The sequence below is a fragment of the Pantoea sp. y20 genome, assembly GCF_054903455.1.
Genome location: NZ_CM142816.1, coordinates 4,124,517 through 4,149,374 on the forward strand (window position 1 = coordinate 4,124,517; position 24,858 = coordinate 4,149,374).

The 24,858-nt window shown below is 50.3% G+C and carries 24 protein-coding genes; 21 read left to right on the forward strand and 3 right to left on the reverse strand.

The annotated features are described in order from the left end of the window. Nucleotides 1-436: 436 nt before the first annotated feature. The 15 genes from ACYAC5_RS19285 to ACYAC5_RS19355 all read left to right on the forward strand — a co-directional run bounded on the left by ACYAC5_RS19285 (nucleotide 437) and on the right by ACYAC5_RS19355 (nucleotide 14,876). On the forward strand, nucleotides 437-964 hold the full coding sequence (locus ACYAC5_RS19285; protein WP_101760694.1) for a fimbrial protein: 528 nt from the start codon (nucleotides 437-439) through the stop codon (nucleotides 962-964). 72 nt (nucleotides 965-1,036) lie between these two features. Then, complete coding sequence (locus tag ACYAC5_RS19290; protein WP_462062146.1) at nucleotides 1,037-3,553, forward strand: fimbria/pilus outer membrane usher protein; 2,517 nt, start codon at nucleotides 1,037-1,039, stop codon at nucleotides 3,551-3,553. Between the two features lie 71 nt (nucleotides 3,554-3,624). Continuing rightward, a complete protein-coding gene (locus ACYAC5_RS19295; protein ID WP_271461475.1) occupies nucleotides 3,625-4,374 on the forward strand; it encodes a fimbria/pilus periplasmic chaperone in 750 nt (249 codons plus the stop codon). A gap of 2 nt (nucleotides 4,375-4,376) precedes the next feature. After that, a complete protein-coding gene (locus ACYAC5_RS19300; protein ID WP_158238592.1) occupies nucleotides 4,377-4,880 on the forward strand; it encodes a fimbrial protein in 504 nt (167 codons plus the stop codon). An 11-nt stretch (nucleotides 4,881-4,891) separates the two neighbouring features. Continuing rightward, on the forward strand, nucleotides 4,892-5,383 hold the full coding sequence (locus ACYAC5_RS19305; RefSeq protein ID WP_110868222.1) for a fimbrial protein: 492 nt from the start codon (nucleotides 4,892-4,894) through the stop codon (nucleotides 5,381-5,383). Then, a complete protein-coding gene (locus ACYAC5_RS19310; protein WP_309832489.1) occupies nucleotides 5,384-5,851 on the forward strand; it encodes a fimbrial protein in 468 nt (155 codons plus the stop codon). 5 nt (nucleotides 5,852-5,856) lie between these two features. Beyond that, nucleotides 5,857-6,372: a fimbrial protein gene (locus tag ACYAC5_RS19315; RefSeq protein WP_462062148.1), complete on the forward strand. Its 516-nt coding sequence runs from the start codon at nucleotides 5,857-5,859 to the stop codon at nucleotides 6,370-6,372. Then, nucleotides 6,372-7,169, forward strand: a complete 798-nt coding sequence (locus ACYAC5_RS19320) for an MrpH family fimbial adhesin (RefSeq protein ID WP_277974288.1) — start codon at nucleotides 6,372-6,374, stop codon at nucleotides 7,167-7,169. The genes ACYAC5_RS19315 and ACYAC5_RS19320 overlap by 1 nt, the downstream gene beginning before the upstream one ends. A gap of 13 nt (nucleotides 7,170-7,182) precedes the next feature. Next, entirely contained in the window at nucleotides 7,183-8,895 is a 1,713-nt protein-coding gene (locus ACYAC5_RS19325; RefSeq protein WP_462062149.1) for a PglL family O-oligosaccharyltransferase, read from the forward strand. A gap of 297 nt (nucleotides 8,896-9,192) precedes the next feature. Further along, entirely contained in the window at nucleotides 9,193-10,116 is a 924-nt protein-coding gene (lpxP, locus tag ACYAC5_RS19330) for a kdo(2)-lipid IV(A) palmitoleoyltransferase (protein ID WP_101760701.1), read from the forward strand. Between the two features lie 138 nt (nucleotides 10,117-10,254). Continuing rightward, nucleotides 10,255-11,694 carry an efflux transporter outer membrane subunit gene (locus ACYAC5_RS19335; RefSeq protein WP_192415288.1) on the forward strand — a complete coding sequence of 480 codons (1,440 nt, stop codon included), beginning with the start codon at nucleotides 10,255-10,257 and terminating at the stop codon, nucleotides 11,692-11,694. A gap of 112 nt (nucleotides 11,695-11,806) precedes the next feature. After that, nucleotides 11,807-12,952, forward strand: a complete 1,146-nt coding sequence (locus ACYAC5_RS19340) for an alanine racemase (RefSeq protein ID WP_370581471.1) — start codon at nucleotides 11,807-11,809, stop codon at nucleotides 12,950-12,952. A 106-nt stretch (nucleotides 12,953-13,058) separates the two neighbouring features. After that, nucleotides 13,059-13,454 (forward strand): polyketide cyclase, encoded by a 396-nt coding sequence (locus ACYAC5_RS19345; protein WP_101760704.1) that lies wholly within the window; start codon nucleotides 13,059-13,061, stop codon nucleotides 13,452-13,454. A gap of 436 nt (nucleotides 13,455-13,890) precedes the next feature. After that, complete coding sequence (locus ACYAC5_RS19350; RefSeq protein WP_137386792.1) at nucleotides 13,891-14,157, forward strand: hypothetical protein; 267 nt, start codon at nucleotides 13,891-13,893, stop codon at nucleotides 14,155-14,157. A gap of 74 nt (nucleotides 14,158-14,231) precedes the next feature. Beyond that, on the forward strand, nucleotides 14,232-14,876 hold the full coding sequence (locus ACYAC5_RS19355; protein WP_192415287.1) for an oligosaccharide flippase family protein: 645 nt from the start codon (nucleotides 14,232-14,234) through the stop codon (nucleotides 14,874-14,876). Nucleotides 14,877-14,956: 80 nt separating this feature from the next. On the opposite strand, the gene ACYAC5_RS19360 is transcribed toward ACYAC5_RS19355, so the two are convergent. After that, nucleotides 14,957-15,649: a response regulator transcription factor gene (locus ACYAC5_RS19360; protein ID WP_192237015.1), complete on the reverse strand. Its 693-nt coding sequence runs from the start codon at nucleotides 15,647-15,649 to the stop codon at nucleotides 14,957-14,959. A gap of 291 nt (nucleotides 15,650-15,940) precedes the next feature. Between ACYAC5_RS19360 and ACYAC5_RS19365 the strand changes: the two genes are divergently transcribed. Beyond that, entirely contained in the window at nucleotides 15,941-16,558 is a 618-nt protein-coding gene (locus ACYAC5_RS19365) for a trimeric intracellular cation channel family protein (RefSeq protein WP_008109765.1), read from the forward strand. Here the strand turns inward: ACYAC5_RS19365 and ligB are convergent. Continuing rightward, nucleotides 16,472-18,241, reverse strand: a complete 1,770-nt coding sequence (ligB, locus tag ACYAC5_RS19370) for an NAD-dependent DNA ligase LigB (protein ID WP_462062150.1) — start codon at nucleotides 18,239-18,241, stop codon at nucleotides 16,472-16,474. The two genes, ACYAC5_RS19365 and ligB, sit on opposite strands and share 87 nt — an antisense overlap. A gap of 240 nt (nucleotides 18,242-18,481) precedes the next feature. Here ligB and gmk point away from each other — a divergent pair, with 240 nt between their 5' ends. The 5 genes from gmk to recG are packed head-to-tail and all read left to right on the forward strand — an operon-like array spanning nucleotide 18,482 to nucleotide 24,344. Next, nucleotides 18,482-19,105: a guanylate kinase gene (gmk, locus tag ACYAC5_RS19375; protein WP_008109768.1), complete on the forward strand. Its 624-nt coding sequence runs from the start codon at nucleotides 18,482-18,484 to the stop codon at nucleotides 19,103-19,105. A gap of 57 nt (nucleotides 19,106-19,162) precedes the next feature. Further along, nucleotides 19,163-19,438: a DNA-directed RNA polymerase subunit omega gene (gene rpoZ, locus ACYAC5_RS19380; RefSeq protein ID WP_007885265.1), complete on the forward strand. Its 276-nt coding sequence runs from the start codon at nucleotides 19,163-19,165 to the stop codon at nucleotides 19,436-19,438. Nucleotides 19,439-19,458: 20 nt separating this feature from the next. After that, entirely contained in the window at nucleotides 19,459-21,570 is a 2,112-nt protein-coding gene (gene spoT / locus ACYAC5_RS19385) for a bifunctional GTP diphosphokinase/guanosine-3',5'-bis pyrophosphate 3'-pyrophosphohydrolase (RefSeq protein WP_101760709.1), read from the forward strand. A gap of 3 nt (nucleotides 21,571-21,573) precedes the next feature. Beyond that, nucleotides 21,574-22,269 carry a tRNA (guanosine(18)-2'-O)-methyltransferase TrmH gene (gene trmH / locus ACYAC5_RS19390; protein ID WP_101760710.1) on the forward strand — a complete coding sequence of 232 codons (696 nt, stop codon included), beginning with the start codon at nucleotides 21,574-21,576 and terminating at the stop codon, nucleotides 22,267-22,269. Further along, nucleotides 22,266-24,344 carry an ATP-dependent DNA helicase RecG gene (gene recG / locus ACYAC5_RS19395; RefSeq protein WP_192415284.1) on the forward strand — a complete coding sequence of 693 codons (2,079 nt, stop codon included), beginning with the start codon at nucleotides 22,266-22,268 and terminating at the stop codon, nucleotides 24,342-24,344. Before trmH ends, recG begins: the two co-directional genes overlap by 4 nt. Here recG and ACYAC5_RS19400 read toward each other — a convergent pair. Beyond that, on the reverse strand, nucleotides 24,341-24,826 hold the full coding sequence (locus ACYAC5_RS19400; protein WP_192415283.1) for a MarR family winged helix-turn-helix transcriptional regulator: 486 nt from the start codon (nucleotides 24,824-24,826) through the stop codon (nucleotides 24,341-24,343). The two genes, recG and ACYAC5_RS19400, sit on opposite strands and share 4 nt — an antisense overlap. Nucleotides 24,827-24,858: the final 32 nt, after the last annotated feature.

Below are 24,858 nucleotides of genomic sequence, written 5' to 3' on the forward strand. Positions count from 1 at the left end.
ATTATGCATAAAATAACAGTTAGGGATCCAAAAGATATTCGCCCTGATCAACTCTTCGTAAATATCCCCTGTACCAGGTAGCGAAAGCTATACATGAAAAAAATGTTCATCATCAGGCAACGCCTTATTTCATTTTAAATAAGACATTTTCTTTTCCGTGTATAAGAAATGTCTCTAATTTGAAATTTTCTCCTTAATATCTCTAGCACAAAACTTATTAATGCCCTAAGGATGAAAAGAAAAATACCCTGTTTTTCTGAATATTACTTGTGATCGTAATATTTTACTTTTCCTATTAATTTTTTCGAGAAACCTGTCGCCCTTCAATTCGTGCACATGCAATGGATCGTTTAAGGAAAGCGAATTTTATGCTCATCACTGTCGCGGTTCTTTTCCTTTGCGCCTTCAAACACCCATATAGGAACAGGTAAATATTATGAGATTTAACAAGATGTCAGTCGCACTCGGCTTGGGATTGATGATGACCGCCAGCCTGGCTAACGCTGTCAATAGCCAGGGTGCAGGTACTGTCACCATTAAGGGCTCAATTATTGATGCACCTTGTTCAATCAACCCAGGCTCGCAGGATCAAACCATTGATCTGGGTCAGGTATCGAAAAAGCAGTTGGCAGCGGGTGGTAAATCAACACCGGTACCCTTCAACATCAAACTGGAGAATTGCGATTTCACCGCAGGTAAAGATGTGAGTGTGACCTTTACCGGACAGGCCTCTGCTGCCGTACCGACTCTAATTGGCATGACCGGTACCGCTAGCGGTGCCAGCATTGGCCTGACAGATGGCTCAGGCCAGCTAATTAAATTGGGTCAGCCATCAACCATGACTCTGCAGAATGGTAGCAACACTTTGTCGTTCTCTGCATATCTGCAGGGTGATGGTGCCTCTGCAACCATCACACCGGGGGTATTTCAAAGCACCGTCGACTTTAGCCTGGATTATCAGTAATCGTTTTCCACGCTAATTAGAGACATGCGTAATCTGCGCATCTCTTGTTTATTTCAACAGGGTGTTAGTAGTATGTCAGTCCATACCAGGAACTCATTTCCTTTTCAAAATAACTGGCGCTTACGCCCGTTAGTAATTGCTTTATCATTGGCTTTTTTTAGCAGTGCATTAGCAGAGGAAGTTGAGTTTAATCTGGACAACATGGATATTTCCGACCGGGAAAACATTGATATGAGTCAATTTTCCCGGGCAGGTTATATGATGCCTGGTCAATATGACATGGCAATCAAAATTAATGACAATGAATCACCCACCGAGGAGGTTACTTTTTTACCGTCTGAACATGATGAAAACGAAACTGTCGCCTGCTTAACACCAAAAATGATGGCAGGCTTCGGTTTAAAGAAGTCATGGTTAGATAAAGTTACCTACTGGAATAATGAAAAATGTGCCCGGCTTGATATCATGCCGGGTATCATTTTGCGTCCTGATCTCGCGTTATCAACGCTCTACATGAGTGTTCCTCAGGCATATATTGAATATCAAACTGCTAACTGGGATCCCCCTTCACGCTGGGACGAAGGGATTGCTGGATTTATTGCGGATTATAACACCAATTTTAATTACTCCTCCCCGGCACAAGGCAGTGAATCACGCGAATTAAGCGGTAATGGCGTGGTAGGTGTCAACGCCGGTCCCTGGCGTATGCGTGCGTTCTGGAATGGTACTCATTACACTGCCAATAACACTAAAACCTCTACTTTTAACTGGAATCAATATCAGGCATTTAGGGCAATCAAACCTTGGGGCGCAAAATTAATTATTGGTCAAAATGACCTCGCCAGTGATGTGTTTGAAAATGCACGCTATGTTGGCGCCGGCCTTATTAGTGATGATAGCCAGTTACCCCCCAATTTGCGTGGATACGCACCGGAGGTCCGTGGCGTGGCGAAGACCAATGCAAAAGTCACCATTAGTCACGCTGGACGTGTGTTATATGAAAGCCAGGTGGCTCCCGGTCCTTTTATTATTCAGGACTTGAGCGACTCTATTACTGGCACGCTGGATGTCAAAGTTGAAGAGCAAGATGGCAGCATTCAGACCTTTCAGGTCGAAACCGCATCTGTTCCCTATCTTAGTCGCCCTGGACAGGTTCGCTTTAAGGCGGCGGTAGGGCAAACGACAGACGATAGATTTCATCTGCAGAATGAAAGGTTAATGGCAGGGGAATTCTCATGGGGTATTAGTAACGGTTGGTCGCTGCTCGGGGGTGGATTATCCTCTGGAAAATATCATGCCGCGTCGTTGGGTGCAGGGCGTGACCTCTTATCGTTTGGGGCCCTGGCACTCACCGCAACCCAATCTTATGCAAAGCTGCCTAATAACCAAACGCGCTCTGGCGGCTCCTATAGCCTGAGTTATTCTAAACGCTTCGAAAACTATGACACGCAGGTTACCTTCGCAGGTTATCGCTTTACGGAGAAGAGCTATCTTAGTCTAAATCAATATCTTGAGGCGAGCCGTAAGCATTTGGTTATTCGTAATAATGCAGCGAATAAGCAGACCTATACCGTTTCACTTAATAAACAATTCCGTACACTCGGCGTCAGCGCATTTTTAAATTATAACTATCAGACTTACTGGAATCGTCAGGCGACCAGCCGCTGGAATATGTCGTTTGCGCGTTATTTCGATGTGGGAAATTTTAAAAACGTCAGTTTCAATCTCTCCGCCTATCGCGCACAAAATTCAGGTATACAAGATGACGGAGTGTTCTTAAGCCTGAACGTGCCTTTCGGGACCTCATCGGGCTTGAATATCAATGCACAAAATTCAGATGCCGGCCAAATCAATAGCCTGAGTTGGTATAACCGCATGGATGAACGCAACAGTTATCGCTTAGGCGCCAATGTCGATCGCCAACAACGAAGCGCTTATAGTGGCTACTACACCCATACCGGCGATAACACGCTAACGAACTATAGTGCCAGTTATAAACCCGGTCAGTATCGCTCCGCAGCCCTGTCCATGCAGGGAGGATTAACGGCCACAGCACATGGAGCAGCATTACATCGCACCATAATACCTGGAGGCACGCGTCTGATGCTGGATACTGAAGGTATTAGCGATGTGCCCATTAAGTCTTCTGGTGCGGCCACTCATAGCAACAAATTCGGAAAAGCGGTACTGGCGGATGTCAGTAGCTATATACGTAATCAGGCACATCTGGATATCAACCAACTCAACGATGACATTGAAGCGGAGTCGCCCGTTTTGCAATTAACCTTAACCGAAGGCGCCATTGGCTATCGTCGCTTTCGATTAATTAAAGGTCAAAAGCTAATGGCGGTTATTCGCCTAAGTGATGGCAGTTATCCGCCGTTTGGCGCGAGCGTATTAAGTAAAGGGCGTGAGACCGGCATTGTTGATGAGATGGGCAGCGTCTGGCTTAGTGGTGTAAACCCTGAAATGCTGATGGATGTCCGCTGGAACGGCAATATTCAATGCCAAATTACCTTCCCAAAAGTATTACCCATTGATGAGAGTGGAGAAACAAACCTGCTGCTTCCGTGTACAGAAAAAGAATAATTTTGCGCATTAAAGTTTGTTGAGTATCTGTCGCTCTATTACCCCAGACATATAGAGTGAGTATTAATTTTATGAACCTGAAGGCTTCTCTCGCTACCGTGGCGATGCTGTTTGGCGCTATGATTTTTTCACAAAGCACGCTGGCTGCTGTTGCATTGGATCGCACCCGCGTCATTTATGACGGCGCTGAACGCTCAATCAGTTTGAATATCAGCAATGAAAATAAAGCGCGTCCGTATCTGGCGCAAAGCTGGCTGGAAGATGAGCAAGGAAAAAAAATAAAGTCGCCGCTTATGGCGCTCCCTCCAGTTCAGCGTATTGAGCCGGGTCATAAAAGCGCGATTAAAATCCAATCTTTACCTGCCGCAAAATCATTGCCTCAGGATCGTGAATCTTTGTTTTACTTTAATTTGCGCGAGATTCCGCCACGCAGTGAAAAACAAAACGTATTACAAATTGCGTTACAGACCCGCATCAAACTATTTTATCGTCCAGAAAAATTAATGATCGATCCACGAGCTTCAATCAAACCCGTACAAAATCAACTCACGTTGAAAAAAAACGGTGATCAATACACGGTGATAAATCCTACCGGATATTATGTCACGCTGATTACTGCAGCCAGTCATGTTGATGGTAAAGAAGAAAGTGATTTTAAACCGATCATGATTCCGCCACAAGGCAGTGCCGCTATTAACGTAAAAGCCAGTAAGTTAGGTTCGCATCCGGTATTAAGCTATATCGACGATTTCGGCGGTCGGCCAAAATTGACATTCAGTTGCAAAGCCAATGTGTGCCGTGTCACCGATAGCCGCGAATAAGCATGAAGTGGCTGGTCATCTTCTTCGCACTGCTGCACTGCAAAATGCTCTTCTCAGCGCCGATCGCGCCGCATGAAGAAATTATCCCCGGCACGAATAGATATCCAATTAATGTGTCGGGGATTATCGTCAGCTCCCAATGTACTTTGAATGGTGATCGAGAAAGTCGTGTTAACTTCGGCGATATCATCATTCAACTAATTGATGGTATCCGGTTCAGTAAATCGGTGCCATTCACCGTCACGTGTCCGGGAGCTTTCAACGGGGAGCAGGAAGTTTTTATCTCAGCTACAGCGGCGGTGTTTGATAAAAATGTCATTTCTACCACCAACAGCAATGTGGGCATCAAATTAATATTAAACGGTAAAGACATCGAAATAAATAAAGCACACAACATTGATTGGCGAATATCAAACACATTGATTGCCGTGCCGGTTAAAAACAAGGCCAAAGTCACAGCGGGTAATTTTACTGCAACCGCCACCATGGTATTGAATGTTCGTTGAGGAGACACGGAATGCAGATTATAAAAATAATGCTCTGTCCACTGATCATTGCATTTGCGTTGCATAGCACGTTGTCTAATGCCAATGCAGGCGTCAACTTTTCAGGAAAGCTGATTAACGTCCCGTGTAAAATTGACAATAATAAAGATATCGATGTCAACTTTGGCGACAGTGTGGATATTAATGAAATAGATGGTCTGAAATACACTGAATTGCTGACGCTGTCGATTAAGTGCGATGAAAACTATTCCGAAAATCTTTACTTCCGTGTATCGGGTAGCGCAGCAACATTTGATAAAGCAGCAATACGCACTAACATCACTAACGTTGGGATAAAATTCATCAATGGTAAAGATGGCACACCACTCGAAATAAACAAAAAATACAATTACGTGCAGACAGGTGATTTTTCTCTAAAGGTGGTTCCTGTTAAAAAATCTGGTTCAATACCCTTGCCAGGTAAGTTAACAATAAGTGCTCAACTGATTGTCGAGCCTCAGTGAATGAAAACTGCAATACTCATACTATCACTCTTTATTTATTGTTGTAATTCACACGCTGTGAAAATAAATTTTTCAGCCACACTGATCAGTATTAATTGCGTAATAAACAATGACAAACCGGCAGACGTTGATTTTGGTGATGCAGTAGGAGTAAATCATGTTGATGGTGTGAGATATCAACAGCGTGTTCCCATCAGTATCGTATGTCGGACCCCGCCGGGAAAACAGCTGGAACTGGCATTTTTGGGCATAACCAGCAATTTTGATGCCAGCGCATTATTCACAGGGATTGATGATTTAGGTATCAGGATAATGCAAAATAATCAACCCATTATAATCAATCAGCGCTTTACGCTTGATGATCTTACGCAGCCAATATTTTATGCCGTTCCGATAAAGCGAGCTGGCAGCGCTTTGAAAAGCGGACGTTTTAAAGCGCTTGCAACGCTTGTTATTAAATACGAATAATGATTATGCGCTTCCATATTATGTTAATAACTCTGCTATCATCATGTTCTATAAACGCCTTTGCAGCTGCTGACTTTTCTTTTACAGGCGGATTAGTGCAGGAACCCTGCATTCTCGACCCCAACAGCAGTGATATTGTTATTGATTTTGGCAGCGTCATTAATAAATTTCTTTATCGCTATCAACGTACCGCAGGTATTTCCATAACGCTTAATTTACAGGGTTGCGATACCTCAACATCCGATAAACTCTCAATCACCTTTAAGGCAACAGAAGATGTGCAACAAGCGGGCATGATGGCACTTGATCCATCCAGTACCGCAAAAGGCATCGCCATTGGCGTTGAAGAAAAAGGTATTTTTATTCCGATAAACAAAAGCGTCGAGAGGATTTTCCATTCTGGTGACAACAAAATGGTCTATCACTTATTCCTGTCTGCTAATCGTGAAAGCATTAAAAATAACGAATTACATCCCGGTACAATCAATGCCAGCGCAACCGTAGAACTGGAGTATCACTAATGAGCATTTTTAAACTCATCATTTATTTTATTTGCATAATTACTCCTGCATCAGCACAAGCCACAATCATCAGCCATAATGTTTATTTTTCCTGGGTAGGGAAATATACTACCTTTCGTGTTTATGTTGATCACTGGGATGAAGATAGCCCTTTAAAAAATCCGTGTTATAAGCAGCCGGGCTGTAAAATCGCGTCCTTTCCCGAAAATAATAATGTTCCTGCTGACATTCATGCGCCAAATGTTTTATTCGCAGAAAACTATGCAACCATTGGCGAACTGGGAAAAGCGTATAAAGCTAAATATCCTTTATCGACAGAACATACCTTCCAGATAGACGGATGGTCCACTGATTATAATTGTTTCCGACTGGCAACATTTCAAAATGATTGGCATGATGCAACCTTTCTGCCTGATAATATATGTATCAGAGATCATAAATATCCTGTTAGTTGTTCACTTTTGGGTGATACTAACCTCTATCACGGCTATGTTTCTGATAAAAGCATAAACGGTAATACTGCTCAAACGCAGTTAACACTATCCTGTAGCTCAGCGGCAACGGCAAAAATTTACGCGGTAGGGTTTAACACCAATATTGTCTCACTTCGTTCGGATGACAGTTTGCAGACTGAATTAAAAGTCAACGATCAAGATGCTTCTGAAGGCATTGAGATTGAAGTTAATTCAGCCGACTCGCTGGCAACGTTTACGCTTAGCTCAACGCTGCGTACTCATGGAGCAGTCACACCTGGCGCATTTAATGGTGCCGGCACGCTCATCATTTCCGCTTATTGATTAGAAGAAAACCATGTTTTTCAGCCCTACTGTTCGCAAGCCCCCATTTACTACATTGCTTGTTTCATTGGTCGTGGCGAGCGACTTAATATTGATGCTGCAAGTTTACGTTGCCAATATGGGCGGTTCAGGTTTTCGCCTGCCGCAAAATATTATTACGCTCATTTTTATGGGCATTTGTATTTTTATTGTGGCAATAAAATGCCTCTTTTCGACCCCCTCGACGGACGGGGTGCGAGTGGCAAAGGTGACACCGATATGGCTGCTAGCGTTTCTGCTCCTTAGCCAGCCCATACTCTATACGTTTTACGGCAATCATGATGTGACCTTACTCCCTCAGCTAACTGCCTATGCTCTGGCAGTGCTGTTTTACCTGGCCATGCTACAAATCCCCCTTTCGCCAAACGTTAAAAGGCTCTGGCTGGTATGCATTATTACTGCGGCCGTGGCGCAAGCGATGCTGGCGCTATGCCAACTCTTCATGACTGGGGCAAATAACTGGATGGAATTTCCGGCAGATGGCACCCGCATCTATGGCATTTTCCAGCAGGTAAATTTACTGGGTAGTTTTCTGGCTACTGGCTGGACATTAGCCCTGTATTTTAGCTTTAAGGCGCGTCATGGCGGGCTTCGTTTACTATTGGCAGCGATCATGGCTGTATTGCTGGTGATTTTGATGATCATCCAGTCTCGCGTTGCCTGGCTTGGTGCGTCGGCCAGTAGCGCTTTACTTATCTGGACATTCCGCCGGCATCGCCATTGGCGGCAGCACCTCTTGATTGGCTTACCGATTGCATTAGCAATTGTGATAGCTTGCCAGACCCTGCTCGCGTATGCCCCCATGGCGGGATTACAAAAAGTGGATAAAACCCATTCAACGGCAGGCCGTGTGCAGATGATCACGCACAGCCTGCATATGATCGCCGAACGTCCTTTACGTGGTTGGGGTGCCGGTCGTTTTGAGCACGATTATCTGCTGCACGTACGTGAGGAAACGGCGCATCCGTTGAATTCTCGTCCCCCAACGCACCCGCATAATGAAATCCTGTTTCAGTGGGTGGAAAATGGGGTTATTGCGCTGGCGGGAGTGGCACTAATAATTTGGGCGTGGTTCAAGCCCGTCGTAACCGGTAGCCCTTATGCAAGGCGACGCGCCTTTACGTTTTGGGCGATGACCTTACCTATCGTGACCCATCTGCTTTTTGAGTATCCACTCTACCAGTCCGCGCCGCATGGTCTGGTATTACTACTGCTAATCCGTCTGATGCAATCTGAGTCAGATCTGCAAAGCCTGACTCTGCGCCCGTTAGCGCATTACGCTGCAACTGGGTTTGTCACCCTTTTTGCTCTCGCTTTGATGGTTTTTGCGGCAACAGGTTTGCACACCAATGCCATCCTGACGCAAATTGAGCGCAACAGGTTTGCTGATTTTTCCCATGCTGAGCAACTTATTAATCCTTACGCCCAATGGGAGCGCTATCAGTTTGATGCAAACCTTCATCGTCTAATGACGTTCAACAGCACAAACGATATCGGCCAATTACTCCAATTCAAAGTGTGGGCAAGTGAATACCTGGCAAAGCATCATGATGCCAACGTAACCTACTCACTGCTTAAAATTGCCCTGTTGCAGGGAGACATGGAATGGCAACAGAGACTGCATCAGCGCGGTCATCAGCTTTTTCCTGAAGACAAACGCTTTAATCTTCCTGAGCAAAGTAAATAAAGCGTAAAGATTCGTGTGTCCTTATTAACAGACAGTTCTTAATCCACTACGTGATGGCTATTTTGACTTCTTTAGGATGAGTTTACCCTGCTGTTTTTAAAGGGAATGAATAAAAGGTGATAGAATGAGGCCGTTCTAACCATGAATGTGCTCAATCCTGAGGATTGCAGAGATTGGGTAACATTGACGGCACTTTTTGCTAAAGTGCTGGTCGTAATCAATACAGTTGTACCGCTCCAGGAACTCAGGGACCCTTTTTCTTCGTGCGATACATTTTTTCCCCGACATGAAGGCGTTATGACGAAATCCAGGCAGTTCCGTTCCAAACTTCTGCATCCCCGTTATTGGTTTACCTGGTTTGGGCTAGGTGTGCTGTGGCTGCTGGTGCAACTTCCTTACCCCATTCTGATCCGGCTTGGTGCTGGCGCTGGCAAATTGTCGCGTCACTTCCTGAAGCGCCGCGAACGCATCACCCGTCGCAATATCGAGCTGTGCTTCCCCAATATTAAGGAAGAGAAAATCGAGGCGATGATCGCCGGCAACTTCGAATCGCTAGGAATGGCGCTGGCAGAAACCGGCATTGCCTGGTTCTGGTCTGATGCACGCGTGCGTCGTTACTTCGAAGTGCATGGTCTGGAAAACCTGCAGCACGCACAAAGCCACCAGCGTGGTGTGATGGTCATCGGTGTGCACTTTATGTCGCTGGAACTGGGCGGCCGCATTACCGGTTTATGCCAGCCAATGATGGCGATGTATCGTCCGCACAATAATCAGGCGATGGAGTGGGCACAAACCAAGGGTCGCATGCGTTCGAATAAAGCGATGATCGATCGTCGCGATTTGCGCGGCATGGTGCAGGCGCTAAAAAAAGGCGAAGCGGTCTGGTTCGCACCGGATCAGGATTACGGCCCCAAAGGCAGCGTGTTTGCTCCGCTGTTTGCGGTGAAACAAGCGGCGACCACCAACGGCACCTATGTTTTGTCTCGTCTGGCAAAACCGGCAATGCTGACCATCGTATTGATTCGTAACCAGGATAAGAGCGGTTATCAGCTGATTATTCAGCCTGAACTGGAAAATTATCCGTATGAAGATGAAGCCGCTGCCGCTGCTTACATGAATCGCGTGATTGAGAATGAAATTCTGCGCGCGCCCGACCAATATCTGTGGCTGCATCGTCGCTTCAAAACCCGTCCGCCGGGTGAAGCGTCTCTCTATATCTAATCTCTTGATGCAGCAGGTTTTCACCTGCTGCTCATTTTCTCTGCTCACATTTGACAACCATTCTTAACGAAAAACAGGTTTGTCAAAATCTGCCCCGCCTCTTGTAATGGTCGCCTTCTCCCCTCTTTGACCAGAACCATGACACAGCACTTTCACTGCAAATTTATCGCGCTGGCCGTTGCCACTGCGCTGCTGGCCAGTTGTGCCAATCCACAAGGCTTACACCCCAAAAACACGCTGCTTGATGCTAACGCTCTGCAAGCCAGTCAATCCCTGAAAAACGCGCATTTCAGCGCCGCGAATTGGCCAAAAAGCGCATGGTGGCAAGGTTTTAACGATGCTCAACTCAATCGAATGATTGATGATGCGATGGCATCCAGCCCGGATTTGCAGGTAGTCAACGCGCAAGCGGATAAAGCCAATGCACAAGTGATTGCCGCCGATGCCGAACGCTATCCGGTTGTCGATCTCAACGCGGGCATTACGCGCTCGCGTGTGGCAAAAGTGGATGATCCGCTGCTGGAGGGGAAAAGCTATAGCACGCTGCGCACCGCTAACGTTGGCTTGAGCTACACCTTCGATTTATGGGGCGGCAAAAAAGATGCCGCTGAAGCCGCATTGGGGCAAGCACGTGCCAGCGAGTTGGATCGTCAGGCCAGTCAGTTAACGCTGGCCGCGAACGTGACGCGAGCGTGGAACAACCTTAATCTCGCCTGGAATAATGCCGAACTGGCGCAGCAGAATGCCGGGCGTGCGGCGGGTATCGCCAAAATTCAGCAGCAATATGTCAGCGCTGGCCTCACTTCCGATTACCAATATAAGCAGGCGCTGTCGCAGCAGAAAACCGCGCGAGCCGAATTGACGCAAGCTCAACAGCAAGTCACCGATGCCGGTATTCAGCTTTCAACGCTGATAGGTAAAGGCCCAGATTACTGGCACCAGCTAAAACCGGCGCAAATGAATGTGCCGGTCGCCGCCATGCTGCCAAACGCCATTCCGGCCGAACTGCTGGGTCGTCGTCCGGATGTGGTGGCCGCGCGCTGGCGCGTTGAAGCGGCATCAAAACAGATCGCCGCCAGCAAAACCGAGTTCTATCCCAACATCAATTTGGTGGCCGAAGCCGGCACCAAATCACTGCTCGGCGATGCCTTGTTTGGTGCGCCAAGCCGCTTCTTTAATGTGGGACCGAGTTTGTCATTGCCGATCTTTGACGCGGGCAAACGTCGCGCCGATTTAGCAGAGAGCGACGCCGATTACGATCTGGCGGTAGCGCAGTACAACAAATTGCTGATTAGTTCACTGGGTAATATCAGCGACACCATTACTCAGTTGCAGTCGATTCAGGATCAGCTGGCGCAACAGGAAAGCGCCAACCAGCTGATTCACAGCGCGTGGGATGATTTGCATCGTGAATACGCAGCGGGCCTGCGTCCTTATCTTGATGTGCTGACAATCCAAAATCAGCTGATCGAATCCGACCAGAAACTGGTGGCGCTGAAGGCGCAGCAGATTAACCTTGCGGTGGTTTTGATAGAAGATTTGGGCGGCGGATTCCAGAGCTCCAACTCTAAAGTTTAAAAAGTCACCATCCATGGCGGCCCTGCGCAGGAATGTGCCGATTTTGTCGGCTGGCATTCTGCCGTGCATTGATGAATCATAGTCCGCACTGTGTAATCACCTGCGGACTATTATGATGGAACAGAATATTGAGGCTGGCTGGTTGCGGCCTCTGATTGCCGACCGACTCACACCTTACCTCGAAATTGATGCAGCGCGCCTGCAACGCAACCTGCAACAGATGCAGCAAAAAGCCGATGCCGCTGGCGTCACGCTACGTCCTCATATCAAAACCCATAAAAGCGTCTGGATTGCTGAGCAGCAGCGAAAGCTCGGCGCGCGCGGCATTACCGTATCTAAACCGAGTGAAGGCATCGCCTTCATTCTCGGTGGCGAACGCGATCTGCTGCTGGCTTACCCCGTAGTGCATGCCGAAACGCTGAAAGAACTTTTGGCGGTGGCCGTACAACATCAGGCGCGCATTACCTGCATTGCGGATTGCACGCATGGCGTGGCGGCAATAGCGGCTGCACATCAGCGCCAGCCCGATTGCCAGCTGGCGTTAGCCATCAAAGTGGATGTGGGATTACATCGCATCGGTGTTGATCCGCACGGCGATGCCGCCGTTACGCTGGCGCAGCAGATACAGGGTGCGGGCCTCACGTTTGCCGGGCTGGTTTCTCATGCCGGTCACGCTTATGGCGCAGGCAACGCCGCAGCGATTGCCGACGTTGCTCTGCAGGAAATCACATTGATGCGTGATCTGCAGCAGCGCCTGATTGCCGCTGGTTTTGCGCACTGCCCGATTTCAGTCGGTTCAACGCCAACGGCATTGGCGGCACCCGTCGCGCAGGGAAGCAATGAAATCCGCCCCGGCAATTATGCGCTGCTCGATCTCACCGCATGGCGTTTAGGTCTTTGCACGCCAGAGGCGTTGGCGCTGAGCGTGGTAACGCGCGTGGTAGCGGTCAATCCGCACTTCGCCATTATTGATGCCGGTTCCAAAATGCTTAGCTCTGATAAAGGGCCGCACGGCACCAATGCCAGCGGATTTGGTATCGCCGTCGATGAGCAAGGCAATCATTATGAAGTGATGAAGCTGTCGGAGGAGCATGGTTTCCTGCAATATGCTGAACAGGCACCCACCGTTGGCGCGCTGCTGCGCATCTTCCCTAACCACAGCTGCGCGGTGGTTGCGCAGTCCGATCGCTTCGTGCTGCGCCATGCTGATGATACGGGTGAAGAGCAGGCTATTCAGGGACGCGGCAAGTTTATCTGATTACAGCGTTTTCACGGAAACCGCTGCTGACCCACACTTCCATGACCGGGCCGTTTGCAGCCCGGTATCAGCGTGCTTTAATGGCTGTATCACATCAGGAGGTCCCATGCTGCCATCTCAGACCGTCACACTAACGGTTCCACGCAACTGGTTAGATTTGTATGAAACCATCTGGAAACCGGAATGCTTTGCCAAATGGGCTAGCGGACTCAGCGCCAGTACGCTGACGCAGGAAGGGAACAGCTGGAAAGCCAAAGGTCCCGAGGGAACGGTAAAGATTCGCTTTACCCCACACAATCCCTTTGGCGTGATGGATCACTGGATTGATACCGGAACGGGTAAAGAGATTTATATGCCGATGCGGGTAATTGCCAATGAGCAAGGTGCGGAAGTGGTGATGGTGGTTTATCGTCAAGCATTCATGTCTGACGAGAAGTTTGCCGAGGATGTTGCATGGGTAAAACGCGACCTGGAACAGCTTCTTCATCTGTTAACTCATTAGAATCAATGGATTATGCAGAGATCGCTTCTTTAACGCATGCTGGAATCAATCAATAAAAATCGCTTACTTTTTTGCTCAGTAGCGTTTAACTGTTTTGCTCAAACCTTCACGTATTTATCTGTTAAACACCAGTCTGGCTTAAGCATTCTCAACAGGAAAATTCCTGGTGAGGATGTGCAGAAAAATGCTGAGTGCCTCTGATTTATCAAAGTTTTTTCTGTATTTCTTTATCGCCGATTCATTCAACCGTATGGAATGAAGAAAAGCACTAATAAATAGTAAATCATTCGCCTTATATATTCTGATGCAAATTCTGAAACCATTTATTCCTGCGGTCTATTTATAGGAGTTTTCTGATGGTGTTAAATTAATTAAAACACGGTATAACTCATTTCACACACAGCAGTAACCATAATAACAACAGCAGGGAAATAACATGGATCGCTCAACCTATCCTTTGTTATCAGAAAAAGAATTTGTTGAGATTGCCAGCCGGATGCTGGCCGGGGAATATATAAACTCAAAGGGATTTTATAATGATCTTACGGATTTCCTCCGCACAGGAGGAGATACCATTAAGACAACAACATCATTAAGCGCCAGGGTCATCTTAATAAATTCAGAACATCATTTAATTGAACGCATTTTTACGTGGCAAAACCTGAAAGGTATATCAGGGCTGCGTCAGGATGCGCTGCATTGATGTAAGCTGTGCTTTGGCCTGTGGCCAGAGTAAACCCTTAATTGCACTGGTACATGTACCATAATGAGCAGAATATGGCGATAAGAGAAAAAAATCTGACCAACGCTAAATGGTCAATTTTGTCATCGATTAAAATCGTCGGCATTGGTGTTTTACAACTTTCACTTCTGGCACAAATACTCCAGGCAAACGAGTTAAATTTACTCGCCATTGCTATTGTAATGTTATTGATTATTGACACACTGGCCGATCGCGGATTTGGCAATGCCATTATCAGAACTAAAAACCTGAACAATAGCGATCTCTCAATATTATATTGGGGGAATGTATTATGCGGACTCGCTATTTTTGCCGCGCTGTTTATTGGTAGCGATATTTCTAGTCGAATGATGAATCAACCCGAAATGGCAATAATGCTGGAAATGATTTCGGTCATCTTCATTATTATTCCGCAGGGACAACATTATCGCGCCATATTACAGCGGGAAAACCAATTTTCGCACATCGCTTTTGCGGAAACATCTTCTGTACTGGTGGGATTAAGCGTCACACTGTTTACCGTGTGGCTGACACCTTCAGTGCTGTGCGCCATCTGGGGCTACCTCGCCATGGTATCCATCAGAATGCTGATCTACTGCTACTACGGTCGCTCCTGGTTCCAGCCAGAATACCGCTTTAGCCTGAAAAGTTTCGCTAACGTGCGAGCAAGAAACGGATAATAAAAACAAGTCTGTATGGTGGGCTCTGGGCATCTGAAAAGATGCGTTCGCGTGCTGGTCGCCAGCACGCTTTTTTCTTTTTAGGCTTCCAGTAACTCTTCCAGTGACTGAAAACTGAGTTCACTTAACTTGCCGTTACGCTGCAAGCGCAGCCAACTCACTATCATGCGTAACTCATCAATCACCATGTAGAGATCGGCCATATCATTCTTGCTTTTGACCTGCAGTCGCGCCAGTGCATTGAGTTTGTGTGCATTCACTGTTTTGTGACTGATGCCTAAGCGAATGCCGATGTGCTCTATGCTGTAACCCCACGCCATCATCAGTAATACCCTTAATTGCCTGTCTGGCAAAAGAATATCCGCACCTTCAACTAACTGAATTTGGGCATTAGTGTTGATGCTGGTGAGAAGACGGCTGGAAAGTATCTGACGAGAGGATTTTAAGTCCAACACCGTCAGCGAAGGCAGGTAACGACTGAGCGCATGCATCAGCGGTAACAAACGCCGCGTCAGCACCACGATTTGCATCGTGGGAAACTGCTGCTGTAAGGCGTAAAGCACTTTTAAGGTGCCGGTTAGCGGCATATTTTCATGAAAGATACACACCAGCAAACGCGGTTTCATCTTTTCGCACTTCGCCATGACCGTGCTGAGAGACCATAGCTCATGCAGCTGAAACGCAACAGGTAACGAGGACAAAAGACTCTCAAGCCCCAGCGCCGCCAGTTTGTCAGAGGAGAAAAAGAGAATGTCTTCGTTACGAGTTTTCATGCCTGTCCAATAGTTGCTACGCGTGATGCCTGAGAGCGGAAATCCTGCTTCAATTGCCAGTAATCACGTACGACACAAACTGGCTAGAACTTAAGAAGAGAAGATCTGCCCCTCTTCGCATCATTTATACTTATGCGAAAAGGTCAATAACTGCAGATTTATCCCGCCTGCTAAGCCTGTTAGCATGCACGCCATCAAAAAGCCTAATCCGATAACGCTTTATTTAGAAAATCTCAGTGGTCTACACTCTGAGAAATCTTTAGCCTTGCCGCCAATTTACTGGAGTGCTCTATGTTGTTAACCGTTCTCTATATTATTGGTATTACAGCCGAAGCCATGACCGGCGCGCTGGCGGCAGGACGTCGTAAAATGGACCTGTTTGGCGTGATCATCATCGCCTCGGTCACCGCCATTGGCGGCGGTTCGGTGCGTGACATTTTGCTGGGCCACTATCCGCTCAGTTGGGTTAAAAACCCGGAGTACATCATGATCGTGGCTGCGGCTGCGGTTGTGACCACCTTTGTTGCACCGCTAATGACGCACCTGCGCAAAGTGTTTCTGGTGCTGGATGCGCTGGGTTTAGTGGTGTTCTCGATTATTGGCGCCCAGGTTGCACTGGATAGCGGGCACGCCTCCATCATTGCTGCCATCGCCGCCGTGATCACTGGCGTATTCGGCGGAGTGCTGCGCGATATGTTCTGCAACCGCATTCCGCTGGTGTTCCAGAAAGAGCTGTATGCCGGTATCGCTTTTGCCTCGGGCTGGATGTATATCCTGTTGTTGAAAACGCCGCTGGCGCATGAAGCGGTGGTGATCATCACGCTACTGTTCGGCTTCTTCGCCCGCTTGCTGGCGCTGCGTTTCCGCCTCGGTTTGCCGATCTTCAACTATCCCCATCCTGAACATTGAATCAGTTGCAGGAATCTCCTGCTGCTGCAGAAAGTGAATCAACTGCTGCAGGTGCGCATCCTGCAGCATCATCACAATCCGTTGTGCTAACACGCTACCGATACCGGGCAGTTGCTGCCAGCTTTCCGCCGTTCGCGCCAGCAACTGCGACCACTGCGCATCCGGTAAAGCCTGTAACGCTGCACGCGGCAACGGCAAGCCAAGCGCACTCACCCAGCGTCGCAGCGGCTGCTCACGCGTCAGGTTAAAGCGGTGCCAGATAAGTTGCGCGCGAGCCGGCGTGATGCCATTAGCCTGCGCAATCTGATCCGGCGTCAGTGTCAGCCAGGAAAAGAGATGGCTGATAGCGCCGCTATCCAGTAGGCGCTGCCAGCTGCTGCGCTGAACACCCGCAATATCGAGTACCGACTTCTGGCTGAGCCAGCTAAGGCGAGATAAAAACTGCGCCCGGCAGTCGGCGCTAAAGTGCAGACAGGTTAAGCCGTGGAATTCACCCTCCTGTGGCGACGCTGGATAATCGCGCTGCGCCACACGCCAAATCACGCGCTCCAGTCGCGGAATGCCTAATCCCGCCAGCGTGAGCGTCACCTCATCACCCGCGATCACATCCAGTTCCCGCCAGCGTCGCAGGGAACCAATGTTTACCCGGCGTACCGTTTTGTCCTCCAGTTGTACCGGTATCAGATTTAGCACCACAGCGATCTTGCCCGTGCGGCCCACATTGAAATCCACTGACAGCACTTCGCTGCTGACTTCTGCTGGTTGATACTTCCATGCCGCTGACCAACTGCCCTGGCCGGGCTGCCAGTCGCGCCCTGCGCTGACAGGTGATTGATGGATTACCACGCCGTCGGTGACAAACGGCAGCGATTCGCGGAACCAGCGATCGCGCCATACCGCGACTTCCTCTTCATTACTCACCTGACGGCTCCAGCTCTGCGCCAGCCCAAATCCCCATTGTGTGAGCTGCGCCAGACGATCGGGCATTGAATTGGGTCCATCCGGCCACGCCCAGATAAATACGCCAAGGCGCTCAAGCAGCGGGCTGGTGTCGTGGCGCATCATCGCTCCCGCCACCTGAGCGCGCGCGTTCTTGCCGCCGTCACGCGCCTGTTGATGATCGGTCATTTGCAGAAACAGCTCACCTTGCAGCACCACTTCCTCACGCAAGGTATCCAGCCGCTGCGGGATGGAGGGAATATGTGCGGATTTGGCCAGCCACTCTTCGCCACGCAAACCATCGCCGCGGCTGATCAATGAGGCCAACTTACCCTGTCGATATACTAAAGTAACGGCGAAGCCATCGACTTTCGGCTGCAGCCATAGCGCAGATTTGTCCTGCATCCAGTACGCCACTGCCAGCTTATCGCGCAGTTTGCGCACGCCGGTATGCGCCACCGGATGATGCGTACTGCCATCGGTGGTGAGTTGTGCATCGTAGGTGGCGTGCGCCGGAGTGAAACAGCGCTGCCACTGCTGTAATCGCAGTTGCAGGCTGTCGTAATCGGCATCGGTCACCAGATTTGTGCCCTGCCGGTAATACGCGTCATCCCACTGTCGTAGCTGGGTTTGCAGCTGTGTGATTTCCTGCCCCGCGCGCACCGGCGACCAATTCGGGCAGAGCGCTTCGGCCCAGCAACCCATACTGAATAAGCAACACAATAGACTCAGGCATCCTTTCATCTTCGCTCTCCTTTTTCGCTATTGGAGCGCGCAGCGCAGGCCTTTACCAGCCATGAAGATTGTGCGCTGGATGCTGATTCCAGAGATTAAATTGCTGTTGCAGCCTGCTACATCAGCCTCTGGCGCGGCTTCACAGAAAAAAGAATTGCCTCAGCCAAGCGGCAAACGCTGCGTGACCACCCCAAGCCGTGTATACTGTGCAGGAAATCGACTCCGCTCTTTACTCAATTCAAGATAACCATGGCTCAAGGCACGCTTTATATAGTTTCCGCCCCCAGCGGCGCGGGTAAATCCAGCCTGATTCAGGCGCTGTTAAAGACACAACCGCTGTACGATACGCAGGTGTCTATTTCTCATACCACCCGTGGCGTGCGTCCCGGTGAAGCTCATGGTGAGCACTACTTTTTCGTCTCTAAGTCCGAATTCGAGACCATGATTGCAACAGACGACTTCCTCGAACATGCGGAAGTGTTTGGCAATTATTACGGTACGTCACGCGCTGCGATTGAGCAGGTGCTGGCGACCGGCGTGGACGTCTTCCTGGATATCGACTGGCAAGGTGCGCAGCAAATTCGCCAGAAAATGCCGGCCGCTCGCAGCATCTTTGTGCTGCCGCCTTCTACCGAAGAGTTGGATCGTCGCCTGCGTGGCCGCGGTCAGGACAGCGAAGAGGTGATTGCCCGTCGTATGCAACAGGCCGTGGCGGAAATGAGCCACTACGCCGAATATGACTATTTAATTGTTAATGATGATTTCGATCTGGCGCTGTCAGATCTGAAAACCATTATTCGCGCAGAACGTCTGCGTATGGGTCGCCAAAAATCGCGACATGATGCTTTAATCAGCAAACTATTGGCAGTCTGAATTCACTTTCAGTATTATGCCCAGTCATTTCTTCATCATCTGTGGAGTAGCACACCTATGGCACGCGTAACCGTTCAGGACGCAGTAGAGAAAGTTGGTAACCGTTTTGACCTGGTGTTGGTCGCTGCACGTCGTGCACGTCAGATGCAGGTAGGCGGTAAAGATGCGCTGGTTCCGGAAGAGAACGATAAGCCAACCGTTATCGCCCTGCGCGAAATCGAAGAAGGTTTGATCACTACCCAGATTCTGGATGTCCGTGATCGTCAGGAACAGCATGAGCAGGAAGCCGCTGAGTTACAAGCCGTTACCGCTATCGCTGAAGGTCGTCGTTAACAGCACTTCGCAGGTCGCCCTTGTATCTGTTTGAAAGCCTCAATCAACTGATTGAAAAATACTTGCCTGAGGAGCAAATTAAGCGCCTCAAGCAAGCTTATCTAGTCGCGCGTGATGCCCACGAGGGTCAAACACGCTCCAGCGGCGAGCCTTATATCACCCATCCTGTTGCTGTAGCCTGCATTCTGGCCGAGATGAAACTCGACCACGAAACGCTAATGGCGGCGCTGCTGCATGATGTGATCGAAGATACGCCCGCCACTTACCAGGATATGGAACAGCTGTTTGGTAAAAGCGTTGCCGAACTGGTAGAAGGTGTATCCAAGCTCGATAAGCTGAAGTTCCGCGACAAGAAAGAAGCGCAGGCTGAAAACTTCCGCAAAATGATCATGGCGATGGTGCAGGATATCCGCGTCATCTTGATCAAACTGGCTGACCGCACGCACAACATGCGCACGCTCGGCGCGTTACGTCCGGATAAAAAACGTCGTATCGCGCTGGAAACGCTGGAGATTTACAGTCCTCTGGCGCACCGCCTTGGTATTCATCACCTGAAAACAGAACTGGAAGAGCTCGGCTTTGAAGCGCTCTACCCGAACCGTTTCCGCGTGATTAAAGAGGTGGTGAAAGCGGCGCGCGGTAACCGTAAAGAGATGATTCAGAAGATCCTTGCTGAAATCGACGGTCGCTTACAGGAAGCAGGTATTCCCTGCCGCGTAAGTGGACGCGAAAAACATCTTTACTCGATCTACCGCAAAATGCACCTGAAAGAGCAGCGTTTTCACTCGATCATGGATATCTATGCCTTCCGCGTCATCGTGAAAGATCTGGATACCTGTTATCGCGTGCTCGGACAGATGCATAGCTTGTACAAACCGCGTCCCGGACGCGTAAAAGATTACATCGCCATTCCCAAGGCCAACGGCTATCAATCGCTGCATACTTCAATGATCGGCCCACACGGCGTACCGGTTGAAGTGCAGATCCGTACTGAAGATATGGATCAGATGGCAGAAATGGGTGTGGCAGCACACTGGGCGTATAAAGAGAGCGGCGAAGTCAGCGGTACTACCGCGCAGATTCGTGCTCAGCGCTGGTTACAAAGCCTGCTGGAGCTGCAACAAAGCGCCGGTAGCTCATTTGAATTTATCGAAAGCGTGAAATCCGATCTCTTCCCGGATGAGATCTACGTGTTCACGCCGGAAGGCCGCATCGTCGAATTGCCGGCTGGCGCCACGCCGGTCGATTTCGCCTATGCGGTGCATACCGATATCGGTCATGCCTGCGTCGGCGCACGCGTCGATCGCCAGCCTTACCCGCTGTCACAATCGCTGACCAGCGGTCAAACCATTGAAATCATCACCGCGCCGGGCGCTCGTCCGAACGCTGCCTGGCTCAATTTCGTCGTCAGCTCGAAAGCGCGCGCCAAAATCCGTCAGCTGCTGAAAAACCTCAAACGTGAAGACTCCGTCAACCTGGGTCGTCGTCTGTTGAGCCACGCGCTCGGCGGCAGCAAGAAGCTGGCAGAGATTCCGGTTGAGAACATTCAGCACGAACTTGAGCGCATGAAGCTGACCGCCATCGATGATTTGCTGGCAGAAATCGGCCTGGGCAACGCCATGAGCGTGGTGGTGGCAAAGAACTTGCTGCAGTCAGGCAGTGAAGAGCCGCAGAGCAACAGCAAACGCAAAAAGCTGCCGATCAAAGGCGCGGATGGCGTGCTGATTACCTTTGCCAAATGCTGCCGTCCAATTCCTGGTGACCCGATTGTGGCGCACGTTAGTCCCGGCAAAGGTTTGGTGGTGCATCACGAATCCTGCCGTAACATCCGTGGCTACCAAAAAGAGCCTGAAAAGTTCATGCCGGTTGAGTGGGATAAAGTGACCGACCAGGAATTTGTCGCAGAGATTAAAGTCGACATGTTCAATCATCAGGGCGCACTGGCGAATCTGACCGCTGCAATCAACACTGCCAGTTCCAATATTCAGAGCCTGAATACCGAAGAGCGTGATGGTCGCGTGTATAGCGCCTTTATCCGCCTCACCGCGAACGATCGCGTCCATCTGGCGAATATTATGCGCAAAATTCGCGTAATGCCGGACGTGATCAAAGTTCACCGCAACCGTAACTAGCCCATGAACGCTCAACGTTTTGCCCGAATTCAGGAGATGCTGGCCCTGCGCCAGCACGATCTCACCGTCTGCATGGAACAGGTGCATAAACCGCATAACGTCTCGGCGGTGATCCGTACCGCCGATGCGGTGGGCATTCATGAAGTGCACGCCGTCTGGCCAAGCGTGCGTATGCGCACCATGGTTTCCGCTTCGGCCGGCAGCAACAGTTGGGTGAAGGTTAAAACGCATCAGCATATTGCAGATGCAGTGCGTCATCTGAAGGATGAAGGCATGCAGGTGCTGGCGACCAATCTGTCCGCCAAAGCGGTAGATTTTCGCGACATCGATTACACCAAACCGACCTGCATTCTCATGGGTCAGGAAAAAACCGGTATTACCGCTGAAGCGCTGGCGCTGGCCGATCAGGACATCGTTGTGCCGATGGTGGGCATGGTGCAGTCGCTCAATGTCTCGGTAGCTTCCGCGCTGATTTTGTATGAAGCGCAACGTCAGCGACAGAATGCCGGTATGTATCAGCGCACCTACAGCCTGCTGGATGAAGATGAGCAGCAGCGTTTGCTATTCGAAGGCGGTTATCCGGTGCTGGCTCGCGTCGCTAAGCAGAAAGGCCTGCCGTATCCGCACATCAATGGTCAGGGCGAAGTAGAAGCCGACGCCGAGTGGTGGGCCACCATGCAATCAACAGGTAGAAAATGAAAGGCCGTCTGCTGGATGCCATCCCGCTCAGTACCCTGACCGGCGTCGGCGCCAGTCAGGCGGGCAAGCTGGCCAAACTTGGCCTGTTCACCATTCAGGATCTACTGCTGCATCTGCCACTGCGTTACGAAGATCGCACCCAACTGTATAAAATCAATGACCTGCTGCCCGGCGTTTATGCCACGGTGGAAGGTGAAGTGCTGAGCAGCGAAATCACATTTGGTCGCCGCCGCATGTTGGTGTGCAACATCAGCGATGGCAGCGGCATGCTGACCATGCGCTTCTTTAATTTCAATGCCGGGATGAAAAACAGCCTGGCGCCGGGCCGTCGCGTTACCGCCTACGGCGAGATTAAGCGCGGTCAGCGCGGTGCTGAAATCATTCATCCCGAGTATCGCGTACAGGGCGAACAAGGCGGCGTTGAGCTGCAGGAAACCCTGACGCCGGTTTATCCCACTACCGAAGGCATTCGCCAGGCGACACTGCGCAATCTCACCGATCAGGCGTTGACGTTGCTGGAGAGCTGCCCAATTGCCGAGCTGCTACCATCGGAGCTGAGCGGCGGGCTGATTAGCCTGCCGGATGCACTACGCACGCTGCATCGTCCACCGCCGGATCTGCGTTTAAGTGAGCTGGATACTGGCCGCCATCCAGCACAGAAACGCTTAATTCTGGAAGAGCTACTGGCGCATAACCTCAGCATGCTAGCCGTACGCGCCGGTGCGCAGCGCCATCATGCATTGCCGATGACGGCGCGCCACGAGCTGGTTGATCAGCTACTGGCGGCGCTGCCCTTCTCGCCAACCGGTGCGCAACAGCGTGTGGTGGCAGAAATTGAAAAGGATTTGGCCAACGATTTTCCGATGATGCGTTTGGTGCAGGGCGATGTCGGCTCCGGTAAAACGCTGGTGGCCGCACTGGCGGCACTGAACGTCATCGCACACGGCAAACAGGTAGCGCTGATGGCACCGACCGAGCTGCTGGCCGAGCAGCATGCCAACAACTTCCGCCAGTGGTTTGCTCCGCTGGGAATTGAAGTGGGCTGGCTGGCGGGCAAGCAGAAAGGCAAAGCGCGTGAAGCGCAGCAGGAAGCCATTGCCAGCGGTCAGGTCGCGATGGTGGTCGGCACCCACGCGCTGTTCCAGGAACAGGTGAAATTCAACGGCATGGCGCTGGTGATCATTGATGAGCAGCATCGCTTTGGCGTGCACCAGCGCTTAGCGCTGTGGGAAAAAGGCGAGGAGCAAGGTTTCCATCCGCATCAGCTGATCATGACCGCTACGCCGATTCCGCGCACGCTGGCGATGACGGCTTACGCCGATCTCGATACCTCCACCATCGACGAACTACCGCCAGGTCGTACGCCGGTGACCACGGTGGCGATTCCCGACAGCCGCCGCAGTGAGATCATCACGCGCGTGCAAAGCGCCTGCCACGAAGGGCGTCAGGCTTATTGGGTGTGTACGCTGATTGAAGAGTCGGAAGTGCTGGAAGCGCAGGCGGCAGAAGCAACGTGGGAAGAGCTGAAAGTGGCGCTGCCCGATTTGCAGGTTGGCCTGGTACACGGCCGCATGAAGCCTGCCGAAAAGCAGGCGGTGATGGCGGCGTTTAAGGCCAATGAAATCCAGCTGCTGATCGCCACCACGGTGATCGAAGTGGGCGTGGATGTGCCGAATGCCAGCCTGATGATTATCGAAAACCCGGAACGTCTCGGTTTGGCTCAGTTACATCAGCTGCGCGGCCGCGTAGGCCGTGGTGCTGTCGCTTCACACTGCGTGTTGTTGTACAAAGCGCCGCTCAGCAAAACCGCGCAGAAGCGGTTGCAGGTGCTGCGCGATAGCAACGACGGCTTCGTGATTGCCCAGCACGATCTGGAGATTCGCGGTCCGGGTGAAATGCTCGGCACACGTCAAACCGGCAACGCCGAGTTTAAAGTAGCGGATTTACTGCGCGATCAGGGCATGATTCCCGAAGTTCAGCGCGTGGCGCGTCATATCCACCAGCACTATCCAGAGCAGGCGCAGGCACTGATTGAGCGCTGGCTGCCGGAAACCGAGCGCTACAGTAACGCTTAATCCGCCGTCTTGCTTTTATCGATGGCAATAAAATCCCCGACAAATTTCTGCAGCAGACGCGCCAGCTCGGCGCGCTCTTCATCCGGCCAGCTGGCAAACAGGTTCTGATAAATTTGCGCGCGCGCCGCATCGATTTTGTCAGTCATCGCTTTACCTGCCGCAGTGATCACCGCTTCATTCACCCGTTTGTCTTTGGCATTTTTCTGGCGCTGCGCCAGCCCTAACTCCTCCAGCTTCGCCACCTGACGACTGACGGTGGTGTAATCGCGTCCGGCCCGCTCCGCCAGCTCCACCACGCCAATTGGCCCGAAGCGACCGATTTGAATCAGTAGCGGAAACAGCGCACGATCGAGCTGAATATTTGACTCTTTTATCAATAATTCATCACGTTGTGGACGATTGAAAGTTCCTACAATCATCAGCAGCGCGTTGTGCAGATCATCAAATGCAGCACCATTATGTGTATTTTGCACACTTTTCATTGACGTTATCCTGAGGTAAGCCTAATGTGTGC